The organism is Helicobacter aurati, assembly GCF_003364265.1.
In the GTDB taxonomy this organism is placed as follows: domain Bacteria; phylum Campylobacterota; class Campylobacteria; order Campylobacterales; family Helicobacteraceae; genus Helicobacter_A; species Helicobacter_A aurati.
Map to the genome: position 1 here is coordinate 1 of NZ_NXLW01000016.1, position 21,493 is coordinate 21,493.

27 protein-coding genes are annotated in these 21,493 nt (G+C 36.6%); 11 read left to right on the forward strand and 16 right to left on the reverse strand.

What is annotated here, in order from left to right:
- The 8 genes from CQA66_RS07410 to aroA form a co-directional block, all read right to left on the reverse strand.
- Nucleotides 1–273, reverse strand: a 273-nt coding sequence (locus CQA66_RS07410) for an SIS domain-containing protein (protein WP_244910959.1), incomplete at its 3' end; no start/stop codon positions are given.
- Nucleotides 274–329: 56 nt separating this feature from the next.
- Nucleotides 330–584, reverse strand: a complete 255-nt coding sequence (gene rpsR / locus CQA66_RS07415) for a 30S ribosomal protein S18 (RefSeq protein WP_104763314.1) — start codon at nucleotides 582–584, stop codon at nucleotides 330–332.
- Between the two features lie 90 nt (nucleotides 585–674).
- Entirely contained in the window at nucleotides 675–1,268 is a 594-nt protein-coding gene (locus CQA66_RS07420) for a single-stranded DNA-binding protein (protein ID WP_104763315.1), read from the reverse strand.
- 8 nt (nucleotides 1,269–1,276) lie between these two features.
- Nucleotides 1,277–1,762 (reverse strand): 30S ribosomal protein S6, encoded by a 486-nt coding sequence (gene rpsF, locus CQA66_RS07425; RefSeq protein WP_104763316.1) that lies wholly within the window; start codon nucleotides 1,760–1,762, stop codon nucleotides 1,277–1,279.
- Nucleotides 1,763–1,828: 66 nt separating this feature from the next.
- The gene (holA, locus tag CQA66_RS07430) at nucleotides 1,829–2,818 is read right to left on the reverse strand and encodes a DNA polymerase III subunit delta (RefSeq protein ID WP_104763317.1); all 990 of its coding nucleotides are present in this window, start codon (nucleotides 2,816–2,818) and stop codon (nucleotides 1,829–1,831) included.
- Nucleotides 2,815–3,066: an RNA-binding S4 domain-containing protein gene (locus CQA66_RS07435; RefSeq protein ID WP_104763318.1), complete on the reverse strand. Its 252-nt coding sequence runs from the start codon at nucleotides 3,064–3,066 to the stop codon at nucleotides 2,815–2,817. Before CQA66_RS07435 ends, holA begins: the two co-directional genes overlap by 4 nt.
- 75 nt (nucleotides 3,067–3,141) lie before the next feature.
- Entirely contained in the window at nucleotides 3,142–3,600 is a 459-nt protein-coding gene (locus CQA66_RS07440) for a hypothetical protein (protein WP_104763319.1), read from the reverse strand.
- 1 nt (nucleotide 3,601) lies between these two features.
- Nucleotides 3,602–4,969 carry a 3-phosphoshikimate 1-carboxyvinyltransferase gene (gene aroA / locus CQA66_RS07445; protein WP_104763320.1) on the reverse strand — a complete coding sequence of 456 codons (1,368 nt, stop codon included), beginning with the start codon at nucleotides 4,967–4,969 and terminating at the stop codon, nucleotides 3,602–3,604.
- A gap of 392 nt (nucleotides 4,970–5,361) precedes the next feature.
- Here aroA and CQA66_RS07450 point away from each other — a divergent pair, with 392 nt between their 5' ends.
- Together CQA66_RS07450 and aspS are read left to right on the forward strand one after the other, a co-directional pair.
- Nucleotides 5,362–6,582, forward strand: a complete 1,221-nt coding sequence (locus tag CQA66_RS07450; RefSeq protein WP_104763321.1) for an NAD-dependent epimerase/dehydratase family protein — start codon at nucleotides 5,362–5,364, stop codon at nucleotides 6,580–6,582.
- A 110-nt stretch (nucleotides 6,583–6,692) separates the two neighbouring features.
- Nucleotides 6,693–8,459 carry an aspartate--tRNA ligase gene (aspS, locus tag CQA66_RS07455; protein WP_104763322.1) on the forward strand — a complete coding sequence of 589 codons (1,767 nt, stop codon included), beginning with the start codon at nucleotides 6,693–6,695 and terminating at the stop codon, nucleotides 8,457–8,459.
- 200 nt (nucleotides 8,460–8,659) lie between these two features.
- On the opposite strand, the gene CQA66_RS07460 is transcribed toward aspS, so the two are convergent.
- Both CQA66_RS07460 and CQA66_RS07465 read right to left on the reverse strand, forming a co-directional pair.
- Nucleotides 8,660–9,352, reverse strand: coding sequence for an outer membrane beta-barrel protein (locus CQA66_RS07460; protein WP_104763323.1), 693 nt, complete (start codon nucleotides 9,350–9,352; stop codon nucleotides 8,660–8,662).
- 115 nt (nucleotides 9,353–9,467) lie between these two features.
- Entirely contained in the window at nucleotides 9,468–10,466 is a 999-nt protein-coding gene (locus CQA66_RS07465; protein ID WP_104763324.1) for a tetratricopeptide repeat protein, read from the reverse strand.
- A gap of 94 nt (nucleotides 10,467–10,560) precedes the next feature.
- Here CQA66_RS07465 and CQA66_RS07470 point away from each other — a divergent pair, with 94 nt between their 5' ends.
- The 5 genes from CQA66_RS07470 to CQA66_RS07490 all read left to right on the forward strand — a co-directional run bounded on the left by CQA66_RS07470 (nucleotide 10,561) and on the right by CQA66_RS07490 (nucleotide 13,159).
- The gene (locus tag CQA66_RS07470) at nucleotides 10,561–10,833 is read left to right on the forward strand and encodes a metal-sensing transcriptional repressor (RefSeq protein ID WP_104763325.1); all 273 of its coding nucleotides are present in this window, start codon (nucleotides 10,561–10,563) and stop codon (nucleotides 10,831–10,833) included.
- 91 nt (nucleotides 10,834–10,924) lie between these two features.
- Nucleotides 10,925–11,416, forward strand: a complete 492-nt coding sequence (locus CQA66_RS07475) for a 3-isopropylmalate dehydratase small subunit (protein ID WP_104763326.1) — start codon at nucleotides 10,925–10,927, stop codon at nucleotides 11,414–11,416.
- An 8-nt stretch (nucleotides 11,417–11,424) separates the two neighbouring features.
- Nucleotides 11,425–12,540, forward strand: coding sequence for a 3-isopropylmalate dehydrogenase (leuB, locus tag CQA66_RS07480; RefSeq protein WP_104763327.1), 1,116 nt, complete (start codon nucleotides 11,425–11,427; stop codon nucleotides 12,538–12,540).
- Nucleotides 12,541–12,587: 47 nt separating this feature from the next.
- A complete protein-coding gene (locus CQA66_RS07485; protein WP_104763328.1) occupies nucleotides 12,588–12,833 on the forward strand; it encodes a hypothetical protein in 246 nt (81 codons plus the stop codon).
- On the forward strand, nucleotides 12,824–13,159 hold the full coding sequence (locus tag CQA66_RS07490; protein WP_104763329.1) for a CiaD-like domain-containing protein: 336 nt from the start codon (nucleotides 12,824–12,826) through the stop codon (nucleotides 13,157–13,159). The genes CQA66_RS07485 and CQA66_RS07490 overlap by 10 nt, the downstream gene beginning before the upstream one ends.
- A gap of 63 nt (nucleotides 13,160–13,222) precedes the next feature.
- On the opposite strand, the gene CQA66_RS07495 is transcribed toward CQA66_RS07490, so the two are convergent.
- From CQA66_RS07495 to purS, 4 genes are all read right to left on the reverse strand, one after another.
- Nucleotides 13,223–13,807, reverse strand: a complete 585-nt coding sequence (locus CQA66_RS07495) for a type II secretion system protein (protein WP_233707760.1) — start codon at nucleotides 13,805–13,807, stop codon at nucleotides 13,223–13,225.
- A gap of 82 nt (nucleotides 13,808–13,889) precedes the next feature.
- Nucleotides 13,890–15,395: a tetratricopeptide repeat protein gene (locus tag CQA66_RS07500; protein ID WP_104763330.1), complete on the reverse strand. Its 1,506-nt coding sequence runs from the start codon at nucleotides 15,393–15,395 to the stop codon at nucleotides 13,890–13,892.
- Nucleotides 15,396–15,482: 87 nt separating this feature from the next.
- Nucleotides 15,483–16,163, reverse strand: a complete 681-nt coding sequence (purQ, locus tag CQA66_RS07505) for a phosphoribosylformylglycinamidine synthase subunit PurQ (protein ID WP_104763331.1) — start codon at nucleotides 16,161–16,163, stop codon at nucleotides 15,483–15,485.
- Between the two features lie 10 nt (nucleotides 16,164–16,173).
- Entirely contained in the window at nucleotides 16,174–16,467 is a 294-nt protein-coding gene (gene purS, locus CQA66_RS07510; RefSeq protein ID WP_104763332.1) for a phosphoribosylformylglycinamidine synthase subunit PurS, read from the reverse strand.
- Between the two features lie 175 nt (nucleotides 16,468–16,642).
- On the opposite strand from purS, the gene CQA66_RS07515 reads away from it, so the two are divergent.
- Complete coding sequence (locus CQA66_RS07515) at nucleotides 16,643–16,924, forward strand: HP0495 family protein (RefSeq protein WP_104763333.1); 282 nt, start codon at nucleotides 16,643–16,645, stop codon at nucleotides 16,922–16,924.
- Complete coding sequence (locus tag CQA66_RS07520; RefSeq protein WP_104763334.1) at nucleotides 16,924–17,424, forward strand: hypothetical protein; 501 nt, start codon at nucleotides 16,924–16,926, stop codon at nucleotides 17,422–17,424. Before CQA66_RS07515 ends, CQA66_RS07520 begins: the two co-directional genes overlap by 1 nt.
- Here the strand turns inward: CQA66_RS07520 and coaE are convergent, their stop codons facing one another.
- Both coaE and CQA66_RS07530 read right to left on the reverse strand, forming a co-directional pair.
- Entirely contained in the window at nucleotides 17,425–18,027 is a 603-nt protein-coding gene (coaE, locus tag CQA66_RS07525; protein WP_104763335.1) for a dephospho-CoA kinase, read from the reverse strand. It lies immediately after the preceding gene.
- Nucleotides 18,028–18,154: 127 nt separating this feature from the next.
- On the reverse strand, nucleotides 18,155–19,774 hold the full coding sequence (locus tag CQA66_RS07530; protein WP_104763336.1) for a methyl-accepting chemotaxis protein: 1,620 nt from the start codon (nucleotides 19,772–19,774) through the stop codon (nucleotides 18,155–18,157).
- A 134-nt stretch (nucleotides 19,775–19,908) separates the two neighbouring features.
- On the opposite strand from CQA66_RS07530, the gene CQA66_RS07535 reads away from it, so the two are divergent.
- Entirely contained in the window at nucleotides 19,909–20,889 is a 981-nt protein-coding gene (locus CQA66_RS07535) for an alpha/beta fold hydrolase (protein ID WP_104763337.1), read from the forward strand.
- 123 nt (nucleotides 20,890–21,012) lie between these two features.
- Nucleotides 21,013–21,471 (forward strand): flagellar basal body rod protein FlgB, encoded by a 459-nt coding sequence (gene flgB, locus CQA66_RS07540; RefSeq protein WP_104763338.1) that lies wholly within the window; start codon nucleotides 21,013–21,015, stop codon nucleotides 21,469–21,471.
- Nucleotides 21,472–21,493: the final 22 nt, after the last annotated feature.

Below are 21,493 nucleotides of genomic sequence, written 5' to 3' on the forward strand. Positions count from 1 at the left end.
TTCGCCACTATAGCTGATTGCTAAAACACAATCTTTGGTGTCTAGCATACCTAAATCGCCGTGCATTGCTTCTGTAGGATGAATGAAAAAACTTGGAGTGCCTGTACTAGAAAACGTTGCTGCGATTTTTTGCGCTACTAATCCACTTTTACCAACGCCTATAAATGCAATTTTGCCTGCCGTTTGCAATATCACTTGCACAATCGAATCTAAGTCATCAAGATTCCCGTTATATTTATAAAGGGCATTTGCTTCTTCTCGGAGTGTTTGCAAAAAAATCTTTTGAAAGCTTTGTGATTGCAAATCGGTAACCTAACGTATACAAAATGTTAAAGTTTAAAAGGATTCTCAACAACTTTCTTACTATCTATAACATAAGGAATAAGTGCCATCTGTCTTGCCCTCTTAATAGCAACTTCTACTCTCTCTTGCCATTTTTTAGAATTACCTGTGAGTCTTCTTGGCATAATTTTATACCGTTCTGATAAAGAATGCTTGATTATCTCAACATCTTTGTAATCAATAAATTCAATCTTCGCTTCTGTGTATTTGCAGTATTTCTTAGAATATTTTTTGCGTTCCATAAACTATCCTTTGCATGAATTTTGTAGGATTTATAATAATTTCACCATATTGAAACTCTTATAAATCCTAACTATAAAGAATCCTTGACATTAAAATGGAATTTCCTCATCGCTATCAACATTGATTTCGGGTATATCTTGTTGATAATTTTGTGCATTAGCATTATAAGAATGTCGAGGACTACTAGGAGTCTGTCCATTAGATGTTGTATTAGCATAACCTTGGTTTGCATGATAGCCAGATGTATTGACTTGAGTCTGATTGGTATTTTGACCATATATATCTTGCACTTGATTGCTGTAATTACTGTCTGTATATTCCTGCATATCTCCTTGTGGCATACTATATCCTTGAGATTGCCTAGAATCTAACATTTGCATACTCTCCGCTACAATAGTATGTTTGCTTCTTTTATTGCCTTGTTGATCTTGCCAAGACTCATAATGCAATCTTCCTTCAATCAGAATCTTAGAGCCCCTTTTAAGGTATTGATTGGCTATTTCTGCGCTTCTACCAAATAACGTAACATCAATGAAACAAGTGTTTTCACTAAACGAACCATCTTGTCTCTTGTATCTACGATTGCTAGCTAAACCGATAGTTGCGACAGCTGTACCCGTATTAAGATAGCGCAATTCAACATCACGGGTAAGATTTCCTATCATCACAACTTTATTAAACATAACCTACCTTACTGCTTTGTGGTATCTTCTTTGCTAGTATCCGTCTCATTAGAATCTGAAAGCTGCGACTGCGGAGATGATGACTCTGTGGATTCTTTACTTACATCGTCTCTTTTAAGTGTTCTTTGTTTCTCTGGCTTTTTATTAGCTCTATCAACAAGTGTTTGCCATGCTTTTTGTTCTCTTTTTGTTTTATAATAAATGACAATAAAGCGCAAAATTTCTTCGTTGATTCTATAAAGACGAGTAAGTTCTTTTATTAAGGTCGGTTGTGCCTTAAAATAAATAACAAAATAATAACCTCTATAATTCTTCTTAATTTCATACGCCAATGTGCGCATTCCCATATCTAGGCAAGTCTCTATCATGCCGTTATTCTTTGTAATGACTTCTTTGAAAAAATCTATTTTAGCCTTTATTTCCTCTTCTACTAAAGTAGGCTTGATAATAAACATCGTTTCATAATGTCGTTCTTGTGCCTGCTGTTCGCTCATATATTTCTCCTTATGGGTAAAGTTCTATTTAGCCTATTAAATAGAACAAGGTAAAGGGTGATTCTATCATAAAATTTCTTGTATTGCGATTAAATATTGCATGCACGAGTCCTTTCCTTTAAATTGCGCGTTTCTCCATGCAGTAAGTATGTCAAAAAGAGTAAGGTATTTTTGTGTAGTAAGCTTTAAACTTCTTTTGCTCCATGTAGTAAAAATATGCGCGGGTGCTTGATAGCCCAATGCTTCTTTGCAATCCATATTGCCATATTTTCTCGAATGCCCATAAAGTTTAAAAAGAGTATAGAAATAACGATGCAATTCCCGCAGCAATTCCATATTATCAATCCCCTCTTCATAAAGAGTGTGTAACACTATTGCAAGATTCGCCTTTTTGTCAAATAAAGCATTCAGCAGCGATTCTATATCGACATTACCAAGACTATAACTCAATTCGTCAATCAACCTTTTATCAATAGTGGCGTAATGGACAAACTTTTCCAACTCATTATAAGCCATAGAGATGTCGTGATTCTGTATTGTAAGGAGATACTCAAGCAAACCGTGAGTGATATTAAGCTGTAACTCCTTTGCTCTTTGTGTAAGAATCTGCAACATTTCAGCAGGCAGAGGATTATAAAGCCTTGCCTCAAAAATCTCTTTACACTGCTGTGTCGATTTAAAGAATCCGCTCATCATTCGGAATCTCTTTGCATATTCCGAATCGCTAATGCTAGGCGATTTGTAGAGCTCCATAATCATTGAATTGTTGAGGTTATGCGAAAGCGTAAAAAAGATTTCCTGAAGTTGTGTTTTGTTTAGCACATTATATTGTTTAACAACTATGATATTGTTTTCGCCGAATAAACTATTCGCCCCTAAAAGTGTAATAATTTCATGATGTTGATACTCTTCAAAATAAAAAGAAACAATATTAGACATGGACTTTTTCTGTATCATTTGTGAATAATAATTAATCAGAAAATCACTCTCGCCATACAACAAAATACAACGTGGCAATGTTGTAGTAAGCATTTTCTCTAAGGCGTTTCTTGTCATTGTTGGACTTTTTCTATATATTCATGTTTTTGCGCTTTGGGAATTGTTTTAAGAGTGGGTATTTTTAACACCCTATAAGTTACATGGGATTCTAAAAAATGCAAGGTAATCAGGTCGTTTACTCGCACTTCTTTTGCTCCTTTTGATTGTACTCCATTGATAGAAATTGCACCGCTTTTACACATATCTTGCGCGATAGCCCTACGTTTCGTAATATTAGTCGCATTAAGAAATTTATCAAGCCGCATAAATCTCCTTTGTTTATGATTTGTTGTTGTAGCTATTGATTGGCACGTTAGGATCTGATTCTGAAGATAAGATTCTTAACGTATTCTTTTTATTCTTTGTCCTTTTATTTGAAGAATACGACTACTTTTCGCAGAAAATAACCCCCGCTCATCAATCACGCTAATATCCGCATTCTGCTCGGCAAATTGCTTATCAAAACCTTTGTTTGTTGGATTTGCCGAAGAAGAATAAAGATACTGCAGATTCTGCAAAAAAGCATAATGATAAGAATCTGTAATTACACGAAAACTCTTAGTTTTTGCTACGATAAAAGAAGTTTTCTTAGCTCTACGAATAAAATTTCGGAAATAGACCGGTACGCGATAATGTATCGCTTGCAAATTTGCGAATTCCATAAGTAATTCTTTATTTTCCTTTGCTCCCTTTCTCTGATTAATTAATTGTTTATTTTTGGAGAGAAATCCTATTGTTGTATCGGTTTGCGCGAGGAAAACGAGAGTGCTTAGATCCCATGATTTACAAGGTGGTATCATACTAGCTCTGTGTAACTTGACTAAATTGCGAAAGAATAGAAATAAACTGCGGGAAAGAAGTGTTAATACATGCACAATCTAATATTTCGCCTCCTGCTACACAAGCCGCTATTGCAAAGCTCATAGCAATTCTATGATCTCCTTTGGAATCCACTCTGCCATAGCGAAGCTCCCCGCCCACAACATCAAAGCCATCGGGATATTCAAAGGCTTCTATTCCAAAGTTCCTTAAGCCCTCTAACACAGACGATATCCTATCACTCTCCTTGACTCTAAGCTCCGCGGCATTGCGAACTGTAGAAACACCTTTAGCCATAGCAAAGGCAATACTTAAAGCGGGTATTTCATCAATGAGCCATGCAATATTGCTTGCTACATCAACTCGCTGCAATTGGGCACTACGGACAATAATATCTGCGCTTTTTTCCACATCCTCTTGTATATTCTCATAACGTATATTCGCCCCCATCTTTTCTAAGATTCTAAAAGCTTCTATTCTTGTGTCATTCAGCATAATTCGCTTTAATGTAAGTTGACATTGCGGCACAATAGATGCTAACACCGCAAAGAAAAACGCAGAAGAAGGGTCATTGGGAATACTAATCTCAAAGGCACGTAAATGGGCATACGCAGTAGCAAATGCGCTAAATGGCTCTATATGAATGTTTTGTTGAGAATCTATTTGCAAATAATTATGCTTTTGGTAAGCAAGCAAAAGATGCTCTGTATGATTTCTACTTAGTGAAATTTCTCTGTAACAAGAAGGGGTTTTTGCCTGCAATGCTGCTAAAATCATCGCGCTTTTCACTTGTGCCGAAGAAATCTTTGACTCATAATGACAACCCTCTAAGACAAATGGAGATTCTAAATTATTGGCACGAGGAATAATTGTAAGAGGTGCCAATTCCATAACTCCAGAATCTACATTGGCTTGTCGCACTACTCTTGTAGCAATATTAGCTTTCATCTGTCGCAATGGGGCAACAATTCTCCTCATAGGACGAGAATGTAGATATTTATCCCCACAAAGTACAGCATAAAGGTTAGCTCCAGCTAGTAGCCCAGCAAACAATCGCATGGAAGTACCAGAATTTCCGCAGTATAAAACATCCTTTGGTGCTTCTAACCCTGCTTTGGGTGGCAACAAAATCATTGTATCATTTGATTCGTGGCGACAAGTCAGTCCTAACGCTTGGGCAATTTGCAGACTATGCAAGGCATCTTCAGCCTGCAGAAAATGAGAAACTTTACACGCCCCATCTGCAAAAAGGGCAAACATACAAACACGATGAGAGAGGGATTTATCACTCGCATGAATATCGAGCTCTTGTTGAAAAGGTGTTTTTCGTGGTTGAATGGTAAGATTCATAATACTTCCTTACTAAAAAGCGACTATCATTAACATAATATTACAACTTGTGTAATTCTTGATTTAAAGCTTAGTTCTCTTCCTTAGAATGTAAAATAATTGTATCCAAATTATATTGGATTTAGTAGTATGTTTTGCCGCTTCCTGTGTCTGTGGTATCCATCATTATACGCAAACAAAATAGATATAGGGGGGGTATTACAACCTCTTAAAAGCATTTATTCTTAACAGAATACCAAGCATGCACGTTTTCACTCTTCGAACAAACCCCACAAATTCTATTTGCAAACTACAATTAGGCTTTCAATATCTAAACCAAGACTACTAAGGATTTATGTAGATAAATTCTACAAACATGATAGAATCATTTCATCACTCCTATAAGGATTCCTATGCAACAGTTTTATGTTTCTCCTCTACTTGATTTAGATTCTAAAACCATTCTTATCACAGGTGCAGCTGGATTTATTGGTAGCAATTTAGTTGCTTATTTTTCTACACATTATCCTAAAGCAAGAATCTTAGCACTTGATTATTTCCGCGATGGCATGATATTTTCACACGGCAATCCTACAACATTGGGGCATTTTAAGAATCTTACACTTTCTCGCAACGTAGAGATTCTGTGCATTGACATCACTAATACTCATGCAATGAAAACAATCAAACATCATGGCAAAATCGACTATATCTTTCATCAAGCAGCTATCTCGGATACAACTTGTATGGATATGAATCGTGTATTAGCAGTGAATCTGCACGCTTTCAGGGATATTATTCATATTGCTTTACGTAATGAAGCGCATTTGATATATGCTAGCTCCGCAGCAACTTATGGCAACACACAAGCACCAAATAGCGTAGGTAATAATGAGATTCCAGAAAATATTTATGGTTTCTCAAAGCTTTGCATGGATAGAGAAAACGCAAGAAGACAGGCAGAATTTCACTCAAAGGGATTGGGACTTATTGGACTAAGATACTTTAATGTCTATGGCAGAAACGAATTTTACAAAGGACGAACTAGTTCAATGATTCTGCAACTAGGCTTGCAAGCATTAGAGAAGAAGAAAGTAAAACTCTTTGAATTTGGGGAACAACAAAGAGATTTCGTTTATATTAATGATGTAATACAAGCAAATATTCGCGCACTAGAGGCAATTTACCTTGTCTTTAGCTTGCGTTCACAAACAAAACATGCTTTAGATTGGCAAAAGGCGCATAAAATATTTCATGATTCTATCCCCAAAGTATCAACTCCGACACATAATATATTGCAGCAAGTCTTTGGCAATAACTTCCAAATGCTGAGCCAAAAGCTTGCAGAACAATGGCTAGAGAACGGTGCTATTTATAATGTTGGTTTCGGTACTTCGCGCAGTTTCAACGATATGGTTGCTATTTTGCAGCAAGAGCTCAATATCTCTTTTGAAATAGAATATATCAAAAATCCCTATGTATTTTTTCAAAATCATACTTTAGCAGATTCACAAAACTTTGTACCGCAGTACCAGCCCGCTTTTAGCTTAGAGGAAGGCATTAGAGATTATGCTACTTACATTCAGCAAATCTTTCAAGAAATACAGGACGGCAAAAAAGAGGCGTTTTGCTAAGAATCCTAGTTCCATACAGACTCTATCAGACTCAACGAAACATGCTAAAATTCCACAATTGCTTGCTTCATCGCTATTGGAGCTAAGATTCTAAATTAAGAAGGAATAGAATGCGAACACATTACAATACAGATTTAAGCATTGAAGACATCGACAAAGAAGTGCGACTATGTGGATGGTGCAACAGCTATCGCGACCACGGCGGCGTGATATTTATTGATTTGCGCGATAAAAGTGGCATTATCCAGCTTGTAGCAGACCCCAACTCACAAGCGTATCACGCCGCTTCAAACGTCCGAGACGAATTTGTTTTGTCAGCAAAAGGTAAAGTGCGTGCCAGAGGGGAAGGATTGAGCAATCCTAAGCTCAAGACGGGGCAAATCGAAGTAGTATTGGAATTGCTAGAAATTGAAAATAAGGCTTTAACAACGCCCATTATTATTGGAGACGAAACCGTGAATGAAGAATTACGATTGCAATATCGTTACCTCGATTTACGTAACCCCAAGAATTTACAAATTTTTCAAATTCGCTCTAAAGTTGCAAGTGTTACAAGGAATTTTTTAGAATCCCAAGGCTTTATAGAAGTTGAAACGCCCATTCTCACAAAAGCAACCCCAGAAGGTGCAAGAGATTATCTAGTCCCTAGTCGCATTCATCAGGGAGAATTTTATGCCCTACCGCAAAGCCCACAGCTGTTTAAACAATTACTTATGATGGGGGGATTTGAGAAGTATTATCAAATTGCAAAATGTTTTCGCGACGAAGATTTACGTGCAGATAGACAACCAGAATTTACACAAATTGATGTAGAAATGAGTTTCTGCACACAACACGAAGTGATGCAAGTAGCTCAATCCCTAATTCTGACCATCTTTGCTGCATTGGGCAAGCAAATAGACTACGAAATTCCACATATAAGCTACCATGAGGCTATGGAGAAATATGGGAGCGACAAGCCTGATACTCGCTTTGATTTGCCGTTGGTTGAAGTTGGGGATTTATTTACAGAATCAAGCAATGAAATTTTTCGAAAAATCGCTCTAGATTCTCAACACAATCGTTTCAAAGCTCTTCGTGTCGAAAGGGGGGATTCGTTTTTTAGTCGAAAAATGCTTTCTGATTTGGAGCAATTCGTACGAGGATTTGGTGCGAAAGGTTTAGCTTATATTCAAGTCAAAGAAGAATGCAAAGACTATAGTGCACAAGAGATAGAATCATGTCTCAAGGGTCCTCTAGTGAAGTTCATAGATTCTAAGCAATTGCGAACGTTGCTTACAAGGGTACGGGCTACAAAAGGGGATATTATTTTCTTTGGCGCAGGGGAGAAAAAAACTGTATGGGATTATATGGGGAGACTACGACTAGAAGTGGCGCAAGCTATGAATCTTATTGACAAAGAGAAACTTAGCTTCGTCTGGGTCGTGGATTTCCCTATGTTTGAGAAAACAAGCGATGGCATTAAAGCCTTGCATCATCCTTTCACTATGCCAAAAAATTTAGAAAAAGAAAACATAGAAGAAATAGAATCCCTTGCTTATGATATTGTGCTTAATGGTGTAGAGCTCGGGGGAGGCAGCATGAGAATCCATAAAAACGAAATACAAAGTAAAATCTTTGACTTGCTTAATATCACACAAGAAGAGGCAAGAGATAAATTTGGATTCTTGTTGAATGCGTTGCAATATGGCGCGCCACCGCATGGAGGATTCGCAATTGGATTTGATAGGCTTATTATGTTATTAAGTGGTGCAAATAGCATAAGAGACGTTATTGCTTTCCCAAAAACACAAAAAGCCAATTGTCCGCTTATGAACGCCCCAAACTCCGTGAGCAAAGAGCAATTAAGCGAGCTGCATATTAAAGTAAATAATTGATTCTAAGCACGTAAAATTCTAAAGACACCCACGTCTTATAGCTCCAAGTATAATAGAGATTGATGTAGAAATGAAATAGGAAATTAATCTAATCTCGTTTACACAATGCAATACAAATTTAGTTTAAAAATTTGTCTTTATATTCACACCAATCTCTGCTGAAGAATTATCAGAAACTTTATACCCAAAATGATAGAGAGTTAGAATTTATAAAGATATCCTGCACCTGCATACAATAATCCACCGATATTAGTGAATACACTATTAACGCCATTTGCATCAGTAACATCGCCAAAGAACATTGCCATGCCTCCCTTAACACCAAACTCAATTTGATGCCTAAGATTCATTGTAGAGCGAATACCCAGATTGATTCCAGCCGTGATACCGATAGAATGTGAAGCCATAGGGTTAGGATTCTCAAGAGGAATTGCAGTTAACGCACCACCAAAGAATCCGATAAAAAATCCTGAACTATAGTTAGAGCCATTTACCCAATTGAACAAATAATCAGCATTAATATCCCCTAATATATAAAAATCTATAACAAGTGGCATGTCTGAATTTGTCGGATTAACAGCATCAGGATATACGCCAAATGTTGTAATTCCCGAAAGATAGAATCGCATTCCGCTATTCTTGGTAAAAAATGCTTGATAGCCTAACTTTCCGCCAAAAGATACACCTGTGCTAAGCATAATGCTGCCTGAATTATTGGCATTATTCCTCTGAAAGCTAGCACTTGTAGCGAGAGAACCGCCCAAATTAAGCCCTAAAAACCAGCCTTTATCTTCAGCCTTAAGTGGCATTATGAGCAATGCGCTAGATAATAGAATTGTAACAAACCTGTTATATGGAGAAAAAAATGGTAAAAAATATCTAGTAGGCTGCATTATGTTTCCTTTATATTGACAAGTACACAGATTATACTTCAAACAATCGGAATAAAAACAAAACAATTCAATATTTTTTAAAATACAGATTCAATATCTTTGATTAATCAATAAACTATTCTTCATCGCGTTCACAGCTCTCAGTATCTCCTAACTCACAGGACATTGCAAAGTATCTTTTAGCAACATCTTTATTTTGTAACACACCCTCACCTGTAAAATACAAAGCACCCAAGTTATAACAGGCTGGGGGATGCTTTCTGTTACATGATATAGTATAGAATCCTATTGCTTTAGGATAATCAACATTCACACCATAGCCCTTATTATAAAGAATCCCTAAGTTATAGCAAGCCTTAGCATGATGCCTATCACATGCAAAAGTGTAAAGTTCGATAGCTCGGGGATAGCTCTGCTCTACACCCCAACCATAATCATACAGAATTCCCAAGTTATAGCAAGCACCGACTTTACGTTTTGCACAAACGTTAGTAAAAAATTTCTGTGCCTTATCGTAATCTTGTGGTATTCCCTCTCCTTTGGAGTACATAACGCCTAAATTATCACAAGCATCGTCATGATCTAGCTCGCATGCTTTTGCATAAGACTCTGCTGCCTTTTCATATTCTGTGTCCCCCCCTTTGCCATAGAAATACAAATTGCCCAATCCATAGCAAGCATTCGCCTTATTGCCCTTACACGCAATAACATAAAATTCACGTGCTTTTGCCTCATCAACCTCGACACCCTTACCATATTGATAAAAAAATCCAAGATTAAGGCAGGCAGCTGGATGCTCCATATTGCACGACAACGTGTAAAACTCACGCGCCTTATCTAAATCTACTTCTACTCCTTGTCCTTCTTGGTAGAGAATCCCTAAATTATAGCAAGCATTTGCTTCCTGCAAATCACAGGCTTTTTGCCAAAATGTCTTAGCTTTGTCATAATCTTTAGCGACACCATCTGCCGTATAATATGCATCACCCAGCACAGAACATGATGTTTTATTGTGAAACTCATTACATCGATTAAGCAAGCTAGCAATATTTGAAGCAGAATAGAGAGGAGTGAAAACTACACAAACTAATAACAAAAATAGCAATTTTTTCATATTTGTTTCTTCGCCTCCCCTCTTTTCCCTAACTTGATTTTTAGATATAATAGCATAAATAGACTCCTTAAGTCAAAATCAATTAGGGCACACTATGGAAAGAGAGAGAGCAAAAAATATTCATAGACGTTTGCAGAAAATCATTGGACAATTACACGCCATCAACACAATGATAGACAATAATCAATCTTGCCCTAACATTCTTATACAAATTAATGCTGCAAAATCTGCTTTACATAAAGTTGGACAAATTATCCTAGAGAGTCATATCACACATTGTATGCGCAACGGTGTAGAAAACGGCGACATTGAAAAAAGTTTAGAAGAACTAGCAAAAGCCATAGAACAATTCTCTCGACTAGGTTAGATATATTGTATCTATCAGAATATTACCTTGCTACAAATAACTTGTTTAAGTTATAATTGTATGAAATTTCACAAATTACAAAGGCATATTTATGGGTAAAGCATGGAAATTTGGCGACAACATTGACACTGATATTATTATCGCTGCACGTTATCTTAATACAAGTGATGGCAAACAACTAGCAAAAAAAATCTTTGAAGATGGTCGTAAAGGTATAGCGGAACAAATACAACAAGGTGATTTTATTGTAGCAGGAGAAAACTTTGGTTGTGGTAGCAGTAGAGAGCATGCCCCTCTAGCATTACGTGAAGCTGGTATTAGAGCCGTTTTAGCCCCATACTTTGCACGTATTTTTTATCGTAATGCTTTTAATACGGGTTTATTGATTTTAGAAATTGACAAAAACGATATAGATTCTATTTACGAAGGTGATGAACTAGACATAGATTTACATTCACAAAAAGTTATGAATCAGACACAACATACAGAATACACTTTCCATACTATTCCAATGTTTATGCAAGAACTCTTAGATAAAGGTGGACTCATGCAATACGCAAAAAGCAAAATACAAGATAATTAGGAGTAGTTGTGACAACATATAATATAGCTATTCTTAAGGGCGACGGTATAGGCGTTGAAGTAAGCAACCAATCCTTAAAAATGTTAAATGCGATACAAAAACGATTCGGTATTGACATTCAAACGCAAGAATATTTAGTCGGCGGCGCAGCACTCGATGCTTATAACACCGCACTTCCAGAGTCTACCTTAAAGGGTTGCAAAGCAGCAGATGCAGTCCTCTTTGGCGCAATAGGTGGACCCAAATGGGATAAACAACCAACCAATACCGCGAATAATAAAGATTCTGCACATTTACTCTATGACACTCCAGAAAAAGGGCTGCTAGCTTTACGTAAAAATTTACAAGTGTATGCGAATATCCGTCCAGTGTTTGTCTTCGAATCTCTACTTGAAGCGAGCACCATTAAACCAGAAGTTATTAAAAACGTTGACTTAGTAGTGGTACGTGAACTCATTAGTGGAATCTACTTTGGAAAACCACGTGGCATTGAAGTGCGCAACGGTGAGCGCGTGGGGTTTAATACAATGATTTACAGTGAAAGCGAAATTGCTCGCATTGTACATTACGCTTTCAAACTTGCACAACAACGACGCAAAAAGCTTTGTGTTGTTGATAAAGCGAATGTGCTAGAGGTAAGTCAATTATGGAGACAAGTAGTCGCAGAAATAGTAAAACAATATAATGATATAGCCGTTAGTTATCAATATGTCGACAATGCTAGCATGCAGCTCATCCGTAACCCACTTGATTTTGATGTAATTGTAACCAACAATCTCTTCGGCGACATTCTTAGCGATGAGGCAAGCCAGCTAACAGGCTCTATCGGTCTATTGCCAAGCGCAAGCATAGGGGATTCTTACGCGCTTTATGAGCCAATTCACGGGAGTGCACCTGATATTGCTGGACAGAATCTTGCCAATCCTATGGCAAGTATTTTAAGTGTTGCAATGATGTTTGAAAATAGCTTTCAACAAAAGGAAATAGCGCAAGCCATCAGGCAATCCATAGAAAAAGTATTGCATAGTGGTGTAAGAAGTAAAGATTTAGCGAGCTTTGGATCTACACAAGTATTAGGCTGCGAAGAAATGGGAAATGCCATTGCAAAAGTATTTTTGGAGTAAGTGATTTGAGCAGAAAATTATTAAGTTTAGGATATATCTATGAAATAATGGGTAAACATGAGCAGGCTATCACGTTTTTTGAACAAGTGCTAGAAAAAGATTCTAAGAACTTAAATGCAAATATTGTAACAGAGGCAAGAATAGGACTCAAAGCAAATCAATTAGCAATAAGATACAGAACAGACCCCGGACTTATCAAGAAAAACATGAATATTCCTTTGTTAGAACAAAAAATTAGTGTTTTTAAGGAAAATCCTAATAATCTTATAGGATGGTTTAGTCAATGGAATTAAAAGATGTGGTATTGCAAACACTGAATGAAATTGAAAATGGTGTTGATGAAAAAGGCTTTAAGGATATTACTTTCGGGGTAAATACAGGTGAAATAGAATTTTTACAAAGTTTTAAAGAAAGATTATTTGTACTTTTTGAGGGATTACGTCAGGATGAGTTATGGACTGAAGAGGCGCAAGATTCACAAAGCAAAGCAGAATCCAAACTTGAACTGATATTGGGCTTTCTGCAATTCCAATTAGCTCTCATTGATGCAAGATTAGATTCGATAAATAGGCAAATGATGGATGCAGAGGAAGGAAATTCTAATCTTGGCTATTCTTAGAATCTCTGTTTGAATATTCTTGAATATCGATATTCAAATAAATTGATATTGATATAAATATAATTATAAGGCGATATTTAAAGGGATTAGTATATCTCCGTTATAATTTTTTAATAGATGTTCGCATAAACTAGACTTTATATTGTGGTTAAAAAGTATTTGCAAGTAATCAATACCATCAAAACGAATGCTTACACAATCATTTTGTGAATCTACTTTTCCATTTTTGGCAATCTTTATCGTGTCGCCACTAACTGCCCATCGCTGCGGAGATAAATGCAAGGAAGAGACGATCCATTGAGGGTTAGCGTTTTGGGGGAGAATTTCATTAATAATTGCATATTCTTGTATGTTAGTGATAATAGTCTGTATATCACTTTGAATAGCTACGCTTAGCGCATTTGTGCGAGAAAACCGCAAACGAGGTAATGCAAGGCTCGCTAAGATTCCTAAGATAACAATAACAAACAGCAGCTCCATCATACTAAAGGCGGGTTTAACATGAGGATTAAAGAACATTTTAGTGTCGCACGGAAAATTTGACTGTGCCATTGATTTTGTAGATTGTTTCTTGCAAAACAAGAAAGTGTAGTTACAAAAGAAACTGCGAATAAATTTGCCTTTGTGGTTATTGCGCTTAGAAAACATACCTGCTCCCATTATTGAATCTCAATACAATGCAAGAATTCCACAATTACAACGAAACATACTCCCGCAGCCGCCAATGCCCTTATCGACCTACTCTTGCTCTAAGGTTTTTGTAATTATCGCAGCCATTGCTCAATCCGGACTCGCAGGCAAGGCTATACATTTCTAAAGCCTGTCCAGCATTTTGCGTAATTCCTCTCCCTTGCTCATACAATACGCCTAAATTATTACAACTACTCGCTACACCGCCCAAACAAGCTGTATTAAAGTATTGTGCCGCAAGTCCATAGTTTCTTGGTGCTCCTTCGATTCCTTGTGAGTAAATCCAACCCAAATTAGCGCATCCCACAATATCTCCCGCATTGCAAGCAACAAAATTCAAATCCACTGGATTCATTGCAGCAGCGTTAAGTCCATACACATTCGTAGCGTTATTTAACAAACCTAAATTATAACAGCCAAGTTGACTCCCCGCATCACAGGCAAAACGGTAATACTGCAAGGCTTTATTAATATCCTTTGGAACACCCGAGCCATTTGCATACGCCCAACCGATATTATTACACGCCTCAATATCGCCTCCCGCGCAACCAGTCATATACATTTCAGCCGCTTTCTGCTTATTGTTCCCCATATTTGGAGCTTCATCATATATCATGCCAAGATTAGCACATGCAGTCGGATCGCCTCCCGCGCAACCTTTTTGATAATATTTAATGGCTTTCTGCGTATCGCTTTGGACGCCCGCACCATACATAAACATAACACCTACACCAAAACAACCTGCCGGGTTACCCTGATCGCACGCGGTATTGAACATGCTTAAAGCCTTTTTATAGTCGCCTTTTCTCGCAGCATCTACACCTGCATTTAAAGTTGCGCTCGCGCTTTTAGGGTCAGCTAGAGCATTCTCTAAGGGATTATCATCGGGTCTAGGAAAATTATAGCTAGGCTGAATAATATTGACATTATTTGGACTATATGGCATGGGTGGGATTCGAGGCGCATAGCTTATAGCAATATCAGCTGGGGGAAGAGGTGCTAGCTGTATCTGCGCGCCCCTGTCATCATCAAACCACTTATGTTCATTCGTATTTGTATTATTAGGCGGTGGATTCTGACTGGGGGAATCTGGCGTCGCTGGCGCATTATAAGACGGTGCATATTGCGGATAAGATGGATAGACTGGCGGATAATAATATCGCTCATAATTGCGAGGATCATACGGATCGTAATAATATTGTCCGTAATTTCTTGGATCGTAAGGATCGTAACGTTGGGGTCCATAATAATTAGGATAACTAGGTTGATAATATCCCCCGTCATTATAATATCTACCATCATAATATCTTGGATCTCTTAAGTCATAGCCTCCATTTCGTGGGACATTGGTTACAGGTCCCCGGGCTATATCACCATTATTGTTTTTTCCACTAGTGCCACTATTGGCATTATTTGTGTTGTTGGAGTTTTGTGATTGTGCATTGTTTTGCGTTTTTTGATTCGGCTGTTCTTCTTCATCTGCACTGTAAAGATTGAGCGAACACACCAAAGATAACATACAAAGAAAAAATATCCTTTTTTTCATCGTTATATCCTTTATACCCTAAATACTTCAATAATAAGCAAAAGATATGCCCAATAAAATATTGTGTATTGCTTATAACTTCAAGAATTAATTATATATTGTTTTCAGTAACTCTATGCCCGCAATATTTTCGCTTGAATTATCCTCTGTGTCTACATTAATGGATTTAAAATTAATAGCACGTTCAGGATGTGGCATAAGCGCATAAATATTCTTGTCTTTATTGCATATTCCGGCTATTCTATCTACACTACCGTTGATATTTTGCGCATAAGCAAGAAGGATTTGTTCATTGGCATAAAGAGATTCTAAGGTTCGAGAATCTACTTGATAATTACCTTCTGCATGAGCTATTGGGATTCTAAGATGTTGTTTTTTTTGATGATTCTTAAGCATAGCATTGTCCGTATTGACAACTTCCAATAGGGCATTTTGCGCAATAAATTTAAGACTTGTGTTACGCATAAGTATCCCGGGCAACATATTTGCTTCGCAAAGAATCTGAAACCCGTTACAAATACCAAGCACGCGACCCCCATTATCGCTATATTGTCTAAGTGCTTTGATACTAGACGACATAGCAGCAATTGCCCCACAGCGAAGATAATCTCCATAACTAAATCCGCCCGCAATGACAGCTAACTTAGTCTCTCTTGGTAAGGCTTTTTGTGTATGCCAAACAAAACAAATTTCATAATTAAGATGCCGATAAATATAAGCTACATCTTCATGGCAGTTTGTGCCCGGAAAAACAAGTATTGCCACCATAGATAATCCTTTATTTTGAACAGTTATTCAGACGATCCTGAGAAGATATGTTATTTGCAGCAGATTCTATGTGTATAGTGTAATCCTCAATAATAGGATTGGCTAAGAGTTCTTCACATGCCCGTTGCACTGTTTTCATGGCGTTTTCTTTAGAATCTGATTCCAAAGAAAGATAAAACCTTTTGTTCATTTCTAACCTTGAGATTGCAAAATTATGCGACTGCAATGCTTGCAATACAGCCTTAGATTCAGGATTGAGAATGCCATCTCGAGTAGCGATTTCTATTTGCGCTTCAAACTGCATGAATATTCCTTAACTAATGAAATCTTAAATTTAATTATAGAATCTTTTTCTCCATTTTTAAAGAAATAATAGACACGGCAATGCTTCAGAAATAATGCGGATACCATTTATCAATTACTCCGAGCATCCTAAAACATGTTACAATTCTTGCATTCCATACCTAAAAGGAAAATCAATGCAACATCCACAACACATTGACATTTCGTCCAATATAAAAGTTCATATTGACTATCCATGCACTTGGAATTATCGAATTATAGGGCTCAAAAAAGAAGTAGTTTTAGAAGCCATTACGCAAGTGTTTGGAGAGAAAGCAACCATCTCCCCCATCGAACATTTCTCTAGCCATCACAAATACATCGCAATCAATTGCTCTATACAAGTAGAATCCGATGAAGAACGAACGAGCTACTTTGATAATCTTGTCAAGCACAATGGTATTATTATGGTGATATAATGAAAATTGAAATTTCTAGGATTGTTGCGGGAGTATATCTTCTATCTACAACGTTAACTGTTGGGGCTTTGCTAATGTGTATTTTTATAGAATCAAATATCTTCAATTTAGATTCTATTTTTCGGACCAACGCGTACACGGAAACACTTATTACGCGATATGACCAAGGACTCATTATGAGTGTCATTTGGAATAACCTCTTTTATATACTGCTCATCAGTGCAATAATAATTTTTGTTTATGAAACTTTGAGTTTTAGATTCCAAAAGAGTAGTTTTTTTGTATGGATTCTCAACGTGCTGAATGTGATCTTAATGTTGTTATTGTGTTTCTTTTATTTACCAGGCGTTACAAAGATTTTTAATAATGAGCCACGTATCGCTGCCACACCAGAATCCGAATCGTTTCTCAATCAAACAGAGCTTGTACTGCAACTGCTTTGCATGACTTTATTGATAACCTTTTTTATGCGTCTATTTCTTCTAAACACCAAACGTTAACTAAAATAACGGCAGGAATGCTTGCAAGAAAGATTCTGTGTTTTTCTGTAATGTCTTTAAATCTGTTAGATTTTCGATGACAAAATCGCTTTTTTTTCGTTTTATTTCAATATCAATTTGAGAATCCACACGACTTTGGGCTTCTTCTAAAGTAAGATTATTGCGTCTTTGTACCCTTTGTATCTGTGTTTGCCTTGTTGCATAAACACAAATCACATAGCGAGCTTCATAAACAGATGTACTTTCAAAGTATAAGGGAATTTCAACAAAATAAGGAGATTTATAGGATTCTAATGGTTGGCAAAGATTCACAATTTTTGCATGAATAATGGGATGCAAAATGGATTCTAATAAAACTTTCTTATTGGAATCACTAAAAACAATCTGCCCTAACATCTTGCGATTAATACTTATCGTATCAGACTGCGAAGATTCTACAATTTCACTTCCAAAAGCTTCTATCACAACTTCTTTTTTTTCATTAAGTGCTTCATGCGCAATTATATCAGCATCAATAATGCGGAATCCTTCGAGTGCTAAGAGCTTCGATACAGTGCTTTTCCCGCACCCTATACCACCTGTTAAGATATTTGCATATTGCATAATACTCCTTCTTAAGAACAAATAAACAATCTTTGCTGATTCTAACCCAAAACGTCTAAAGTTACAAAATGCTTTTATCGTGAAAGACAATTAATAAATATTTATATGAAATTTAATGCAAATTGCATTATTGGAGCTTAAAGGATTCTGCGCTGCTTTTTAATTCACTGATTATTTTCTCGAGATTTAATATAGCACTATTCATCTTTTTTGATAACTCAAGACTACCGTTTGAGCTTGCAACCATTTGTGTAATCAACAAAGAAATATCTTTTGCCTCATTTTGTTGCGCTTGAGAATGTGAATTTACTTCTTTTACGTTTTGAAGAGAGTTATTTGCTTGCACCCGTATATCCTCTAATAATTGTGAAGATTGCTTCATAAGCTCTATGCCCTTATTGGCATTTGGGACTATCTGTTCAATAATTTGCACCATATCATTACTTTGTTGTTGCACTTGTTGTACTAATATGGTAATTTGCTGTGTTGCTTGAGAAGTCTTTTCGGCAAGTTTTCGTACTTCATCAGAAACCACGGCAAAGCCTCTGCCATGCTCTCCGGCACGTGCCGCTTCTATTGCTGCATTCAACGCTAAGAGATTAGTCTGGTCTGCAATATCGCCTATAAGTTGCACAGCATTTCCAGTTTGCTTGGAATGCTCTTGTAGTTGTGAAACCCTATTGTTAGATTCATTGGCCAAATCATTCACGACATTTATCACTTCTGCCGTATTTTCAATGACAACCTGTCCGTCTTTGATAATATCAAGTGTTTTTTGCGAATTTCTTTCTGTTTCCTTAACCTCATCAATTATGGTAGTTATTTGTTCATTAATGATCATAACTCTTGCTTGAGAATCCTGTGCACTACTAGTCTGTTTATGATACGCTTGCTTAGTCGCCTCAGCAAACCCAGATACTAGCCTTATTTCCTGCGTTACATTATCAACAGCACCAAGCATATTTGCCACTGTGCTTCTAAGATCGTTTTGCATTTTTACAATATCGCCCAACATACTTGTACATACTTGCTTTGGAATATCATAGATAAGATTACCATTAGATATTTCTAGCATACTATTGCTTGTTTCATTAACTACCTTAAAAATCCGAAAGATAAAAATACCTAAAACTATGCTTAATACAACTGAAAAGAAAACACTCACAATCAACACAATTTGAAAAATATCAATTTGATGTGCTATCAATGGAGTAATACTTAAATTTTTCTCTTCTTCATAATCCATAAATTCATTAAGGATTGTTACCCATTGAGCAAACAAGGGTCTAATAAGACTCAAATCAGAAATATCTGCCTTTTGTTGCACGATCTTTTCTATTAAGGGTTTTATATTGTTCTCTATAGAATCAACACGATGTAAAATAGATGTTTCTTTGGCATCTAGCATATTTGTAGCACCAAAATTCTGCGCTATTTTCATTCTTGCATTCGCGTAATCAGAATCTAATTTTGCAATAGTTGCAACAAGTGATTCGATACTTTGTATATCGCCTTGCCTATATAGTGCTATATCTCTAATTGCAACTGATCTGCCGTTAACGCTATCCTCCATGTTAAAGGAGAGTTCTCGTTTAGCAGAATTTACAAAATTGATTTCGCTGAGCTTTTGATCTATCATATTGACTTGATAAAGAGAATACCAGATAATAACCATAATAATAAGACAGAATAAAGAATAGCCCGTTCCCAATAACAAAAATACGCCTTTAGTAGTTTGTTTCTTCATAAAATAAATTCTCCTAAAATATTGAACAATGTTTTAAAAAGTATTCTACTATGATTTATTACGACTTAATGACATACAACAACATATCTTGTATAATCCATATAAATAATGAAAAATAGAGTTTAAGGAAATAAATGAATAGCGCAATAAAAATTACTCGGAACATTGCATTAGATTCTGATTTTGGTTCTGTATTCTGGGATTTATATGAGCCGTTACAGCAAGCAATAGGTATTATTCAGATTGCACATGGCATGGTAGAACATAAGAATAGATATGAATGGATTGGCACATCTCTAGCAAAAAGAGGCTATATTGTTGGGATAAGCGACCATAGAGGACATGGAGAAAGTATAAGCAAAAGCTATCTAATCCACAATGACAACCATATTTCTTGGGGAGAAATGGAAAAAGATGGAATCAATCAATCGGTGCAAGACTTATATAAGCTCAATCAAGAACTACGTTCTTGCTTTCGCGGTATGAAGGTTATTCTCTTGGGGCACTCTATGGGTTCAATTATTGCACGACTTTATCTTTTTAAGTATTCACAAACCATTGACACTTTGATTCTAAGTGGTACGCCTGCGCCAAACCCACTTATCAATATTGCAATTCTGCTTGCCAAAACATTACAATTATTTGGCTTAAAGAATCGAGGAATGCAATTGCTCAATCAACTCTCTTTTGGTGGCTTCAATGCGAGCCTGCTCAAAAAACTTCCTAAGGGAAATTATCAATATACTGGTTTTGAATGGCTTTGTTCAGATCCTTCTGTCGTGCAAACTTACATTAACGATCCTAAATGCAGATTTATCTTTTCATTACAAAGTTTTTTACATTTATTTCTAGCCTTAAGGGATATTTACACAATTAAACAGCATGCAAATAGTACTTCTCAAAGAATGCCTATTCTTTTCATTAGCGGTGATATGGACGCTTGCGGCAACTTCGGTAAAGGGGTCGAAGAAGCAAAGAATATACTCGCTATGCAGGGATATAATAATATTACGTTAAAACTCTACAAAGATAGTAGACATGAAATACTTAATGAAACAAACAAACAAGAGGTACTAGAAGATATTCTCGTGTGGCTAAACCTATGCGGAGAATAAATCTTTGCAACATATATTTTATTTACAAAGCCAGTGTAGAATATGCCAAGCTTTAACGTTGTGGAATTAGTTTTGCTTTTACATTAACAACATCATGTTGGACACGCAATTAAAGGGAATATTATGAATAAGCTCTCACAGGCTTTTGGCACTTCATTCGAGACTTCTAAGGCTTATAGCCTTGTTTATAGCGCGCTAGATTATCGTTCTTTACGTCAAGATTTAATCTCTAGCAATTTGGCAAACGTTAGCACACCTTATTATAGACCCAAAGATGTGCATTTTGAAGATATGTTAGCTGAAAGAGCTGCACAAATTTTTCACAATAAATCCCCTATGGAAGATTTAGAACTCACTAGAACTATGCCGCAACATGTTAGTGGCTTACATCCCAATAGATTAACAGGAGCCTTATTCTTTAGGGATGGGCATTTAGCTAGAAACGATGGCAATAGTGTAGACTTGGACGTTGAAACCACTGAATTAGGCAAAAACTCCATGATGTACCAAGCACTTACCACAGCCTTGAAAAAGCATAAGGGGATTTTCGCCTATGCTCTAGATTCTGGAAAAAATTTATAGTCATTTATTGTTATGGCTTTTT

Bases quoted from the DNA above. Each gene is read 5' to 3' on its own strand.
- rpsR (WP_104763314.1), bottom strand. From the start codon at position 584: ATGGAACGCAAAAAATATTCTAAGAAATACTGCAAATACACAGAAGCG.
- CQA66_RS07420 (WP_104763315.1), bottom strand. From the start codon at position 1,268: ATGTTTAATAAAGTTGTGATGATAGGAAATCTTACCCGTGATGTTGAA.
- rpsF (WP_104763316.1), bottom strand. From the start codon at position 1,762: ATGAGCGAACAGCAGGCACAAGAACGACATTATGAAACGATGTTTATT.
- holA (WP_104763317.1), bottom strand. From the start codon at position 2,818: ATGACAAGAAACGCCTTAGAGAAAATGCTTACTACAACATTGCCACGT.
- CQA66_RS07435 (WP_104763318.1), bottom strand. From the start codon at position 3,066: ATGCGGCTTGATAAATTTCTTAATGCGACTAATATTACGAAACGTAGG.
- CQA66_RS07440 (WP_104763319.1), bottom strand. From the start codon at position 3,600: ATGATACCACCTTGTAAATCATGGGATCTAAGCACTCTCGTTTTCCTC.
- aroA (WP_104763320.1), bottom strand. From the start codon at position 4,969: ATGAATCTTACCATTCAACCACGAAAAACACCTTTTCAACAAGAGCTC.
- CQA66_RS07450 (WP_104763321.1), top strand. From the start codon at position 5,362: ATGCAACAGTTTTATGTTTCTCCTCTACTTGATTTAGATTCTAAAACC.
- aspS (WP_104763322.1), top strand. From the start codon at position 6,693: ATGCGAACACATTACAATACAGATTTAAGCATTGAAGACATCGACAAA.
- CQA66_RS07460 (WP_104763323.1), bottom strand. From the start codon at position 9,352: ATGCAGCCTACTAGATATTTTTTACCATTTTTTTCTCCATATAACAGG.
- CQA66_RS07465 (WP_104763324.1), bottom strand. From the start codon at position 10,466: ATGAAAAAATTGCTATTTTTGTTATTAGTTTGTGTAGTTTTCACTCCT.
- CQA66_RS07470 (WP_104763325.1), top strand. From the start codon at position 10,561: ATGGAAAGAGAGAGAGCAAAAAATATTCATAGACGTTTGCAGAAAATC.
- CQA66_RS07475 (WP_104763326.1), top strand. From the start codon at position 10,925: ATGGGTAAAGCATGGAAATTTGGCGACAACATTGACACTGATATTATT.
- CQA66_RS07485 (WP_104763328.1), top strand. From the start codon at position 12,588: ATGGGTAAACATGAGCAGGCTATCACGTTTTTTGAACAAGTGCTAGAA.
- CQA66_RS07490 (WP_104763329.1), top strand. From the start codon at position 12,824: ATGGAATTAAAAGATGTGGTATTGCAAACACTGAATGAAATTGAAAAT.
- CQA66_RS07495 (WP_233707760.1), bottom strand. From the start codon at position 13,807: ATGTTTTCTAAGCGCAATAACCACAAAGGCAAATTTATTCGCAGTTTC.
- CQA66_RS07500 (WP_104763330.1), bottom strand. From the start codon at position 15,395: ATGAAAAAAAGGATATTTTTTCTTTGTATGTTATCTTTGGTGTGTTCG.
- purQ (WP_104763331.1), bottom strand. From the start codon at position 16,163: ATGGTGGCAATACTTGTTTTTCCGGGCACAAACTGCCATGAAGATGTA.
- purS (WP_104763332.1), bottom strand. From the start codon at position 16,467: ATGCAGTTTGAAGCGCAAATAGAAATCGCTACTCGAGATGGCATTCTC.
- CQA66_RS07515 (WP_104763333.1), top strand. From the start codon at position 16,643: ATGCAACATCCACAACACATTGACATTTCGTCCAATATAAAAGTTCAT.
- CQA66_RS07520 (WP_104763334.1), top strand. From the start codon at position 16,924: ATGAAAATTGAAATTTCTAGGATTGTTGCGGGAGTATATCTTCTATCT.
- coaE (WP_104763335.1), bottom strand. From the start codon at position 18,027: ATGCAATATGCAAATATCTTAACAGGTGGTATAGGGTGCGGGAAAAGC.
- CQA66_RS07530 (WP_104763336.1), bottom strand. From the start codon at position 19,774: ATGAAGAAACAAACTACTAAAGGCGTATTTTTGTTATTGGGAACGGGC.
- CQA66_RS07535 (WP_104763337.1), top strand. From the start codon at position 19,909: ATGAATAGCGCAATAAAAATTACTCGGAACATTGCATTAGATTCTGAT.
- flgB (WP_104763338.1), top strand. From the start codon at position 21,013: ATGAATAAGCTCTCACAGGCTTTTGGCACTTCATTCGAGACTTCTAAG.